Raw genomic sequence first — 11,222 nt, forward strand, 5'->3', positions numbered from 1 at the left:
GCCGCCACCGATGTCCAGGAAGTTGGCGGGCCGGACCCCTCCGTGCGCCTCCCCCGCCCGGGCGACCACGTCCAGGGTGGACATGACCAGACCCGCGCCGTTGCCGATGACGCCGACCTCGCCGTCGAGCCTGACGTAGTTCAGGCCCTTCTCCCTGGCCCGGTTCTCGCGCTCGTCGGTGTCGGCGCCGTCCACGAACGGGTTCCGTTCGGGATGGCGGAAGGCGGCGTTCCCGTCCAGGGTCACCTTGCCGTCCAGGGCGATGATCCGCCCGTCGGCCGTGCGGACCAGGGGGTTGACCTCGACCAGGGTGGCGTCCTCCTTGACGGCGACCTCCCAGAGCCTGGTGATCACCTGTGCGGCGCGGTCCCGCACCTCCTCGGGCAGCCCCGCCGCACGGCAGATCGCGAGGGCGGACGCCTGGTCCACCCCCTCGGGGCCGACCGGGGTCCGCACGACCGCCTCGGGTCGGGTCGCGGCGACCTCCTCGATCTCCACGCCGCCCTCGGCGGAGCAGATCGACAGGAACGTGCGGTTCGCACGGTCCAGCAGGAACGAGAAGTAGTACTCCTCGGCGATGTCCGAGGCCTCTTCCACCAGGACGCGGCGGACCGTGTGGCCCCTGATGTCCATGCCGAGGATCTGCTCGGCCCTGGCCCGGGCGTCGTCGGCCCCCTCCGCGACCCTCACACCGCCGGCCTTGCCGCGGCCACCGGTCTTGACCTGCGCCTTCACCACCACGCGGTGGCCGATCCGGCTGGGGGCCAGCCGCACCTGTTCGGGGGTGTCCGCGATCTCGCCCTCGACGAGGGGGACGCCGTACTCGCCGAAGAGCTGTTTGGCCTCGTACTCATGGAGATCCACCGAGCCTCCTCATCCCGTGGTTCCCGGTCACCTCCAGTGTTACGCCATACTGTATGCAGTATGCAATAGCCCTTCGGAAAGAAATGTGTCCCCCGTCACCTCTTTGCAGATCGCCCCGCTCTTTGCATACTGCATACAAGGAGGTCCCGCCATGCGCAGCCGTCACCAGACCCACGACCCGCCGCCCCCTTCCCCGACCCAGCGGTGGGAGGTGCGCGACTGGCGCGGCAGAAGCTACGCGGTGGGCCCCTCGGCCCGCACGCTCACCGGCTGGCCCCGCTCCGTGGTCCTCGCCCGCGCGCTGACCGCCGCCGCCGCGGTCGGAGGGCTCCAGTTCGGCTACGGCGCCGCGGTCCCCTCCCTGACGGCCGCGCACGGCTGGTCCCCCGCCATGGCGCTGACCCCGTTCCTGGTGTGGACCCTGACGCAGGGAGCCTGCGCACCGGCGCTGCACAGGCTCAGGGTCCGAGGAGTGCTGCGGGTCGGACCGGCGATCCAGGCGGGCGCACTGCTGTGCGCCGCCGCCCTGGTCGCCCTCGGCCTCCTCCCGGGGCTCCTCACCGCCGTCCTGGGCTACGGAGTCCTGGGCGGCCTGGGCGCCGGACTCGTCTACCACTCCTGCTCGGCCCTGGTCGACGGGTGGTTCCCGGACCGGCGCACCGTCCGCTCGGGGGCCGTGGGCGGTGCCTTCGCCCTGGGCTGGGTGCCCCTCCTGCCCGCCGTCGCGGTCGGCGTCCCGCCCTCCGCCCTGCCCGCGTCCTGCGCGGCGCTCGCGCTGTTGGTCCTCGTGCTGGGACTGGCGGGTGGCGTGGGCCAGCGGTCGGCCCCGCCCCGGTGGTGGCCGCCCGGATCCGACCCCCGCACCGCGGCGCTCCTGGCGGGCGCCGATCCACCGTGGGCCGCGAACCTCACCCCGGCCCAGGCGTGGGCGGCCGGAGGCTCCCTACCGATCCTGCACCTGGTCGTCGCGCTGTCCGGAGCGAGCGGGCTGTTCGTCCTCGCCGCTCTGCCGACGCTCCTGCTGGAGAGTGGTCACCCGACCGCCAGCGTGGCCCTGGCCGTCACGGTCTTCGCCGCGGGCAGCGGCCTGGGCCGGCTGGCGGCGGGCACCGCCGCCGAACGGACCGGCAGGAGACGCGTCCTCACCGCACTGCTGGGCGTCGGGGCGCTCGCGCAGGTGGGCCTGGCGGTCGCCGTGCCGACCGGACAGACCGCCGCGCTGGTACCGCTCGCACTGGTGGCGGGCGCGTGCACCGGTTCCTGCTACCCGTTGACCCGGGCGATCACCGAGGGCCACTTCGGCCCCCGGTGGACCGCCGACATCCACGGCCTGGTCTACAGCTCCAAGGCGGTCGGCGGGCTGCTCGGGGTCGGCGGAGCCGCGCTGTTCCTGGCGCTGGCACCGGCCTCCGTATGGCCCCTCGGCCTGGCCGCCTCCGGCGCGTCCTGCGCCGCGGCGACCGCCCTGGCGGCCCTGCTGCGGCGCCCGCTGCCGGTCCGGACCACACAGAAGACGAACGGGGTCTGGACAGCGACGTGGCGGCGTGCTCCAATGTGATGCACACCGTATACAGTATCCCGCCCACAGGACACGACCACACGCCCACCCGCACGAAAGGGGTCGTCGTACCGATGGCCGACAAGGCAAGCAACGAGTCCACCAGCAGCGAGAAGACCACGATCTCCGGCGGCCACCTGGTCGCCAAGGCGCTCAAGGCGGAGGGGGTCGACGTCGTCTTCACGCTCTGCGGCGGACACATCATCGACATCTACGACGGATGCGCCGACGAGGGCATCGACGTGGTCGACGTCCGCCACGAGCAGGTCGCCGCGCACGCCGCCGACGGCTACGCCCGGATCACCGGCAAGCCGGGATGCGCCGTCGTGACCGCCGGACCGGGGACCACGGACGCGGTCACCGGCATCGCCAACGCCTACCGCGCCGAGAGCCCGATGCTGGTCATCGGCGGACAGGGGGCCCTGAGCCAGCACAGGATGGGCTCGCTCCAGGACCTCCCCCACGTCGACATGATCAACCCGATCTCCAAGTTCGCCTCCAGCGTGCCGCACACCGAGCGGGTCGCCGACATGGTCTCCATGGCCTTCCGCGAGGCGAACAACGGGGCGCCCGGCCCGTCCTTCCTGGAGATCCCCCGGGACATCCTGGACGCCGAGGTCCCCCTGGAGCGGGCGCGCATACCGGCCAGGGGGCGCTACCGCGCCTCCACCCGGCAGGCGGGCGACCCCGCCGCGATCGAGCGGCTCGCCGACCTGATCGTGCGCTCGGAGCGGCCCAGCATCCTGCTCGGCAACCAGGTGTGGACCACCCGGGCCACCCAGTCGGCCACCGACCTGGTGCGCGCGCTCAACATCCCCGCCTACATGAACGGCGCGGGCCGGGGCACCCTGGCGCCCGGCGACCCGCACCACTTCCAGCTCTCCCGGCGCCACGCCTTCTCCAACTCCGACCTGATCATCATCGTCGGCACGCCCTTCGACTTCCGGATGGGCTACGGCAAGCGCCTCTCACCCGACGCCACGGTGGTGCAGATCGACCTCAACTACGCCACCGTGGGCAAGAACCGCGACATCGACCTGGGGCTGGTCGGCGACGCCGACGTGATCCTGTCCTCGGTGCTCCAGGCCACCTCCGCCTACGGGGACAACGGCGCCCAGGGCCGCAAGGCCTGGTTGGAGGAGCTGCGCAACCAGGAACAGGAGAAGCTGGACAAACGCGCGCACCTGCTCACCTCCGACTCCACGCCCATCCACCCCTACCGGCTGGTCAGCGAGATCAACCAGTTCCTCACCGAGGACTCCATCTACGTCGGCGACGGCGGCGACATCGTCACCTTCTCCGGCCAGGTGGTCCAGCCCAAGTCGCCGGGCCACTGGATGGACCCCGGGCCCCTCGGCACGCTGGGCGTGGGCGTCCCGTTCGTGATGGCCGCCAAGTACGCCCGGCCGGACAAGGAGGTGGTGGCGCTCTTCGGCGACGGCGCGTTCAGCCTGACCGGCTGGGACTTCGAGACCCTGGTCCGTTTCGACCTGCCCTTCGTCGGCATCGTCGGCAACAACTCCTCCATGAACCAGATCCGCTACGGCCAGATCGCCAAGTACGGGGCGGACCGGGGCGAGATCGGCAACACGCTGGGCGACGTGAACTACGCGGAGTTCGCCCGGATGCTCGGCGGCCACGGCGAGGAGGTCCGGGACCCGGCGGACATCGCCCCGGCGCTGCGCCGCGCCCGCGAGTCCGGCAAGCCCTCGCTCGTCAACGTCTGGATCGACCCCGAGGTCTACGCCCCCGGGACGATGAACCAGACCATGTACAAGTAGCGGGACCAGGGAGGAAGAGTCATGGGCAAGGCACTCGACGGGGTCCGCGTCCTGGACATGACCCACGTCCAGTCGGGTCCGTCGGCGACGCAGATACTCGCCTGGATGGGCGCCGACGTGGTCAAGGTGGAGGCGACCTCGGGTGACATCACCCGGCGTCAGCTCCGGGACAGGCCCGACGTGGACAGCCTGTACTTCACGATGCTCAACTCCAACAAGCGCAGCGTCACCCTCAACACCAAGAAGCCCCGGGGCAAGGAGATCTTCCTGGACCTGGTGCGCCGCAGCGACGTGCTGGTGGAGAACTTCGCCCCCGGCGCGCTGGACCGGATGGGCTTCACCTGGGAGGTGCTCTCGGAGGCCAACCCACGGCTGGTCTACGCCTCGATCAAGGGGTTCGGGCCGGGCGCGTACGCCGACTTCAAGGCCTACGAGGTGATCGCCCAGGCGATGGGCGGATCCATGAGCACCACCGGGTTCGACGACGGGCCGCCGCTGGCGACGGGCGCGCAGATCGGCGACTCGGGCACGGGCGTGCATACAGTAGCCGGTATCCTCGCCGCGCTGTACCAGCGCACCAGCACCGGCCGGGGCCAGCGCGTCCAGGTCGCCATGCAGGACGCGGTGCTCAACCTGTGCCGGGTCAAGCTGCGCGACCAGCAGCGCCTGGCGCACGGGCCGCTGGCGGAGTACCCCAACGACGACTTCGGCGACGAGGTCCCCCGCTCCGGCAACGCCTCCGGGGGCGGCCAGCCCGGCTGGGCCGTCCGCACCTCCCCCGGCGGCCCCAACGACTACGTGTACGTCATCGTCCAGCCCGTCGGCTGGGAGCCCATCACCCGGCTCATCGGCCGCCCCGAGCTGGCCGAGGACCCCGAGTGGGCCACCCCCGAGGCCCGGCTGGACAAGCTCACCACGATGTTCGCCCTGATCGAGGAGTGGTCCAGCAAGCTCCCCAAGTGGGACGTGCTGGCCGCGTTGAACGCGCACAACATCCCCTGCGGGCCGATCATGTCCACCCGCGAGATCATCGACGACCCCACCCTGCGCGCCAACGGGGTCGTCACCACCGTCGAGCACCCCGAGCGGGGCTCCTACGAGACGGTGTCGTCGCCCATCCGGCTCTCGGACTCACCCGTGGACGTCGCCCGCTCCCCGCTGCTCGGCGAGCACAACGCCGACGTCTACGGCGGAGAGCTGGGGCTGTCCGACGAGGAGCTGGCCGAACTCGCATCGAACGGAGTGATCTGACCTCATGGCCGCCTACACCCCCGACCGCCCCGAACACGACCGCGCGGCCGTCCGCGAGGTGCTCGACCGCGCCCGGGCCGAGGGCCGGAGCGCCCTGACCGCCCCCGAGGGCCGCGTCCTCGCCGACGCCTACGGCATCCCGATCCCCGGTGAGGCACTGGCGCGCTCCGCGGAGGAGGCCGCCGAGCTCGCCGGGGAACTGGGCCTGCCGGTCGTGGCCAAGATCGTCTCCCCCGACATCCTGCACAAGACCGACGCCGGGGGCGTCGAGGTCGGTCTGGAGAACGCCGAGCAGGTCGCCGAGGCCTACCGCCGTATCACCGCCAACGCCCTCGCCCACACCCCCGGCGCCCGGATCGACGGCGTCCAGATCCAGCAGCAGGTCGGCGGTGACCCGGGGGTCGAGGTCCTCGTCGGCGCGACCACCGACCCCACCTTCGGCAAGATCGTGGTCTTCGGCCTGGGCGGCGTCCTGGTCGAGGTCCTCAAGGACGTCACCTTCCGGATGGCCCCGGTCTCGGCGGAGGAGGCGCTGTCCCAGATCGGGGACATCCGCGCGGCCGAGGTCCTGCACGGCGTGCGCGGACGCCCCGGCGTGGACCGGGAGCGGCTGGCCGACGTGGTCAGCCGGCTCTCGGACCTGGTGACCGACTTCCCCGAGATCGCCGAGGCCGACCTCAACCCGGTGTTCGCCGGACCGGCCTCCGCCGTGGCCGCCGACCTGCGCTTCGTCCTGGACTTCACGCCCGCCGAACCGCCCGCGCGGTTCGACCGGCAGGAGATCCTCACCGCGATGAACCGGGTCTTCAAGCCGCGGTCGATCGCGATCATCGGCGCCTCGAACGAGCCCGGCAAGATCGGCCACTCCGTCATCAAGAACATCGTCGACGGCGGGTACGCGGGCGAGGTGTACCCGGTCAACCCCAAGGCCCCCGAGGTGTACGGCCGCAGAGCCTACACGAGCGTCCTCGACATCCCCGGCGAGGTCGACGTGGCGGTCTTCGCCATCCCCGCGAAGTTCGTGGCTGACGCGCTGGAGGACGTCGGCGCCAAGGGGGCCGCCGCGGCGGTCCTCATCCCCTCCGGGTTCGCCGAGACCGGCGAGCAGGAGTTGCAGGACAAGGTGCTGGCCGTCGCCCGACGGCACGGCGTGCGGCTGCTCGGCCCCAACATCTACGGCTACTACTACACGCCGCAGAAGCTGTCGGCGACGTTCTGCACGCCCTACGACGTCAGCGGCGGCACGGCCCTGACCTCCCAGTCGGGCGGGATCGGCATGGCCATCCTCGGCTACAGCCGCAGCACGAGCACCGGGGTCTCCGCCATCGTCGGCGTCGGCAACAAGGCCGACATCGACGAGGACGACCTGCTCACCTTCTTCGGCCAGGACGAGAACACCAACGCCGTGGCCATGCACCTGGAGGACCTCAAGGACGGCCGCGCCTTCGTCGAGGCCGCCCGCGAGGTCGTGCCGCGCAAGCCCGTCATCGTGCTCAAGGCCGGGCGCACCGACGCCGGTGCGCGCGCGGCCGGATCGCACACCGGGGCGCTCGCCGGGGACGACAAGGTCTACGACGACATCCTCCGCCAGGCCGGGGTGGTCAGGGCCCCCGGGCTCAACGAGCTGCTGGAGTACGGCCGCGCGCTGCCCGTCCTGCCCACGCCCAAGGGAGAGAACGTCGTCATCATCACCGGCGCGGGCGGATCGGGCGTGCTGCTCTCCGACGCCGTGGTCGACAACGGGATGTCGCTGTACGAGATCCCGCCGGACCTGGACGCGTCGTTCCGCGCGTTCATCCCGCCGTTCGGCGCCGCCGGGAACCCGGTCGACATCACCGGCGGCGAACCGCCCTCCACCTACGAGGCCACGGTCCGGCTGGGTCTGGAGGACGAGCGTGTGCACGCGCTGATCCTGGGCTACTGGCACACCATCATCACCCCGCCGATGGTCTTCGCCAGGGTGGTCAGCGACGTGGTGGCCGAGGCCAGGGCCAAGGGCATCGACAAGCCCGTGGTCGCCTCCCTCTCGGGTGACACCGAGGTGGAGGAGGCCGCCCGGTACCTGTTCGACCACGGCATCGTGGCCTTCCCCTACACGACCGAGAAACCGGTACAGATTCTCGGCGCGAAGTATCGCTGGGCGCGCGCCGCGGGACTACTCTGACCGGGTGCCCGGCCGGAGCCCCGGCCCCGGCCGGGCCACGTTCCAGCACACCACCGATCCCCTGAACCCGGCGGTCTCGGAGCCGCCGCCGCAAGGCCGCCGGGTCCCACCACCGCGACGAACAGCCACTGCGCCGCGGCGGTTCCCTCCCGCCCACGAGAGAAAGGTGGCCGTAACACCCGGGGGCGCCATGCCAGCCATCAGCTCGCATCCGCTTATCCCACACAGGGAGTTCCGTCCATGGATTCCTCACGCCCCGAGAGCGGCAGCACGCCGGAACCGGCCAACCAGTCCCCCACCGACGCACAGACCCCCTTCGTCCCGGCGCAGAGGCAGCCGAGCCCCGCCGAGGCCGAACCCGACTCCGCCGCGGCCACCTCCGAGAGCGCCCCTCCCAGGCAGGAGCGCTTCTGGAAGGCGGGCCGGCTGGAGCCGATGCCCATCCGTTCCCTGCCCAAGGCACCGCCCTCGATCCACATCCTGGGACCCACCGTGTTCCTCGTCGCCCTCGGCGTCGGCATGGGCGAGTCCTACATGTGGCCGAGGCTGGTGCTGGTGTTCGGCCCCGAGATCCGCTGGCTCTTCCTGATCGGTGTCACCCTTCAGGCCGTGGTCATGCTGGAGATGTCCCGCTACGCGATGGCCACGGGCGAGAGCATCTTCTACGGAGCCGCACGCGTCTTCAAACCACTCATGTGGTTCTTCTTCGTCACGGCGATCCTGGTCTACATCTGGCCGGGTCACCTCTCCGCGGGCGCCTCGGCGTTCGAACGGGTGACCGGCATCCCATGGCAGGTGACCGCGGTCGCCGGGATGCTCCTCGTCGGCGTGGTGTTCACGCTGGCGAAGGTCATCTACAACCTGCTGGAGAGCGTGCTCTCGATCTGTATCGGCCTGCTGGTGGTCGGCAGCGCGGTGATCGCGGGGATCGTGGGCAACCTGTCCGACCTGACGTCCACCCTCACCGGGATGTTCGCGTTCGGCTACCTCCCCGAGGAGGCCACCACGGCGCTCTGGTTCCCCGTGATCGTCGGGTCCATCGCCTTCGCCGGCCCCTCGGGCATGCAGCAGATGTGGTACACCCTGCACCTGCGCGACAAGGGCGCGGGGATGGGTGCGCACATCCCCAAGATCCGCGGTCTGCGGCACGCGGGCGAGCAGGAGACCATGCCCACGCGCGGTTTCATGTTCGACACCTCCGACGCGGCGGAGATGGAGAAGTGGAAGGGCTGGCGGCGCTGGGTCACCTTCGACGCCATGGTCCTGTTCTGGGGCATCACGATGCTGGTGACGATCTCCTTCACCGTCCTGGCGCAGGCGTCGGCCCGCTTCGACCCGAACGTGACCGAACTGCTCCGGGAGGGTGACCGCGGCGCCGCACTGGACGCCATGGCCGCCTCCTTCTCGGCCGCGGGCAGCCCGATCCTGGGCACGGTGTTCTTCTGCTTCATCGCGCTCATCGGACTCAACGCCACGCTGGGGTTGTTCGACTCCTTCTCGCGCGGCCAGGCCGACATGACCTTCAACTTCGTGCCGGGCGCCAAGAGGATCGGCATGTCGAAGCTGTACGCCATGTTCCTGTGGGGACTGATCGTCTTCGGCATCTGCGTCCTGCTCTTCGGTCCCGCCGACGGACCGGCGGCCATCCTGGACGTGCTGGCCTTCCTGTCGGCGTTCGCGATGGGCGCCTACTGCGTGGTGCTGCTGCTGGTCAACAACCTCACGCTGCCCAAGCCGATCCGTCCGGGGATCCTCTCCAACGCCGTCATCGCCTTCGCGGCGCTGTTCTACCTCGGCGCCCTGTTCTACTCCCTGTTCGCCTTCGGGGTCGTGATCGACTGATGAACCCCGCGAAGACCCTCCCCCAGGGGCGCCCCCTCCGCGACCACGCGGAGGTCGCGGTGCCGGGCGCGGCGATCGGCCTCGTGGCCGGTCTGTTCGCGGCGGGCGTCGCCGTGATGGCCGGGCTGCCCCTGGGAGTCACCCTCACCCTCGCGACCGCGCTGGGCGGTCCGCTCGCGATTCTCGGTGCCGGGTACTGTGTTCTGCTGGCACGCGGTGTCTTCTCCATCGGCGCGGTGGCTCCCCTGGCGCTGTACTGGCTGGTGGGGTTCCCCCTCGCCCGCCTGGCCGACTCCTTCGCGGTGGCGTGGGCACTCGGGGACGACACCGTGTTGGGGGAACCGCTGCTGTCCTTCCTGGCTCTCCAGGCGATGCTCAGCTTCGGCTTCACCATCGGCTTCCTGTGGCTGCACGAGAGGATCGCGCCGTACTGGTTGCTCCGCGTCCGCGGGCACAACCCGGTGGCGGCGTCCCTGGTGGAACGCTACGTGGAGCACGCCGTCCACCTCGACCGACGGCGGGGCGCCTCCCGTCGTAGAACCCCCGACACCCCGTCCTGAACCACGACACTGCCCGCGGTGCGGCGTCGGACTCCGCACCGCGGGCAGTGTCGTGCCCCACGAGTTCTCAGGAGTACCGCACCTTGGATATCCATCCCTGGATCTGGGCCGTCACCATCGTGACCCTACTCAGCGTCATCGCGCTCGACTTCGTCATCACCGTACGCAAACCCCATGAACCGTCGATGCGCGAGGCCTCGATCTGGGTCGGCGTCTACGTCTCCCTCGCCGTCGTCTTCGGCATCGGGCTCGGCGTCGTCGCCGGTTCCGCCCAGAGTCTGGACTTCTTCACCGGCTGGATCGTCGAGTACTCGATGAGTATCGACAACCTGTTCGTGTTCATCCTGATCCTGGGCTCCTTCGCGGTGCCGCCCGTGCACCGTCAGCGGGTCCTGCTGGTGGGTATCGCGCTCGCCCTGGTCTTCCGCGGCCTGTTCATCGCGCTGGGAGCGGCGGTGGTGAACGCGTTCGCCGGTGTGTTCTTCCTGTTCGGCGCGTTCCTGCTGTTCACCGCGTGGAAGCTGATCACCGAGTCGGACGACGACGAGGAGTACAAGGAGAACGCCGCGGTACGCATGGTGCGGCGCTTCCTGCCGACCACCGACGAGTACCACGAGGCCAAGCTGACCGTGCGCGTGGACGGCAGGCGCGTGGTCACGCCGATGCTGCTGGTGATGATCGCGATCGGGCTCACCGACATCCTGTTCGCCCTCGACTCGATCCCGGCCATCTTCGGCATCACCCAGGAGCCCTACCTGGTCTTCACCGCCAACGCCTTCGCCCTGATGGGCCTGCGTCAGCTCTACTTCCTCATCGGCGGCCTGCTGACCAAGCTCGTCCACCTCAACAAGGGCCTGGCGGTGATCCTGGGCTTCATCGGGCTGAAGCTGGTCCTGCACGCGCTGCACGAGACCACCGACTGGCACGTGCCCGAGATCGGCACCCTGACCTCGCTGCTCGTCATCCTGGCCACCCTGCTCGTCACGACGGTGACCAGTCTGATCAGCAACCGCAGGACCCTGGCGGCCGAGGCCAGGGCCGCGGCGGAGCGGCCCTCCCCCTCCGTCCAGGAGACCGAAGCCGGGACCGGTCCCGCCTCGGAGGAGCGGCCCGGCGACGATCCGAGGGAGCGGGTGGACCGCTGACGCTCCCGGCGCGCACCCCGACCGACGCGGGGGCCGGACACCGTACGGTGTCCGGCC

General features: G+C 70.7%; 8 protein-coding genes. 7 read left to right on the top strand and 1 reads right to left on the bottom strand.

Translation table 11 applies throughout. From position 1 onward, the window contains the following. Window positions 1-864: ADP-forming succinate--CoA ligase subunit beta (sucC, locus tag D455_RS0125950; RefSeq protein ID WP_017573583.1), on the bottom strand; the 864-nt coding region annotated here is incomplete at its 3' end. A 151-nt stretch (window positions 865-1,015) separates the two neighbouring features. On the opposite strand from sucC, the gene D455_RS0125955 reads away from it, so the two are divergent. From D455_RS0125955 to D455_RS0125985, 7 genes are all read left to right on the top strand, one after another. Beyond that, window positions 1,016-2,422, top strand: a complete 1,407-nt coding sequence (locus D455_RS0125955; protein ID WP_017573584.1) for an MFS transporter — start codon at window positions 1,016-1,018, stop codon at window positions 2,420-2,422. Window positions 2,423-2,496: 74 nt separating this feature from the next. Further along, window positions 2,497-4,203 (top strand): thiamine pyrophosphate-binding protein, encoded by a 1,707-nt coding sequence (locus D455_RS0125960; RefSeq protein WP_017573585.1) that lies wholly within the window; start codon window positions 2,497-2,499, stop codon window positions 4,201-4,203. A 21-nt stretch (window positions 4,204-4,224) separates the two neighbouring features. Continuing rightward, entirely contained in the window at window positions 4,225-5,454 is a 1,230-nt protein-coding gene (gene frc, locus D455_RS0125965) for a formyl-CoA transferase (RefSeq protein WP_017573586.1), read from the top strand. Window positions 5,455-5,458: 4 nt separating this feature from the next. Continuing rightward, window positions 5,459-7,618 (top strand): acetate--CoA ligase family protein, encoded by a 2,160-nt coding sequence (locus D455_RS0125970; protein WP_017573587.1) that lies wholly within the window; start codon window positions 5,459-5,461, stop codon window positions 7,616-7,618. Window positions 7,619-7,858: 240 nt separating this feature from the next. Further along, window positions 7,859-9,460, top strand: coding sequence for an Nramp family divalent metal transporter (locus tag D455_RS0125975; RefSeq protein ID WP_017573588.1), 1,602 nt, complete (start codon window positions 7,859-7,861; stop codon window positions 9,458-9,460). Then, window positions 9,460-10,020, top strand: a complete 561-nt coding sequence (locus D455_RS0125980; protein WP_017573589.1) for a hypothetical protein — start codon at window positions 9,460-9,462, stop codon at window positions 10,018-10,020. The genes D455_RS0125975 and D455_RS0125980 overlap by 1 nt, the downstream gene beginning before the upstream one ends. 83 nt (window positions 10,021-10,103) lie before the next feature. Beyond that, a complete protein-coding gene (locus D455_RS0125985) occupies window positions 10,104-11,165 on the top strand; it encodes a TerC family protein (protein WP_017573590.1) in 1,062 nt (353 codons plus the stop codon). Window positions 11,166-11,222: the final 57 nt, after the last annotated feature.

The organism is Nocardiopsis halotolerans DSM 44410 (assembly GCF_000341065.1).
In the GTDB taxonomy this organism is placed as follows: domain Bacteria; phylum Actinomycetota; class Actinomycetes; order Streptosporangiales; family Streptosporangiaceae; genus Nocardiopsis; species Nocardiopsis halotolerans.

What these genes read in the sequence shown, in the direction of transcription:
- D455_RS0125970 (WP_017573587.1), top strand. Translation starts at nt 5,459, where the DNA reads ATGGCCGCCTACACCCCCGACCGCCCCGAACACGACCGCGCGGCCGTC.
- frc (WP_017573586.1), top strand. Translation starts at nt 4,225, where the DNA reads ATGGGCAAGGCACTCGACGGGGTCCGCGTCCTGGACATGACCCACGTC.
- D455_RS0125955 (WP_017573584.1), top strand. Translation starts at nt 1,016, where the DNA reads ATGCGCAGCCGTCACCAGACCCACGACCCGCCGCCCCCTTCCCCGACC.
- D455_RS0125960 (WP_017573585.1), top strand. Translation starts at nt 2,497, where the DNA reads ATGGCCGACAAGGCAAGCAACGAGTCCACCAGCAGCGAGAAGACCACG.
- D455_RS0125980 (WP_017573589.1), top strand. Translation starts at nt 9,460, where the DNA reads ATGAACCCCGCGAAGACCCTCCCCCAGGGGCGCCCCCTCCGCGACCAC.
- D455_RS0125975 (WP_017573588.1), top strand. Translation starts at nt 7,859, where the DNA reads ATGGATTCCTCACGCCCCGAGAGCGGCAGCACGCCGGAACCGGCCAAC.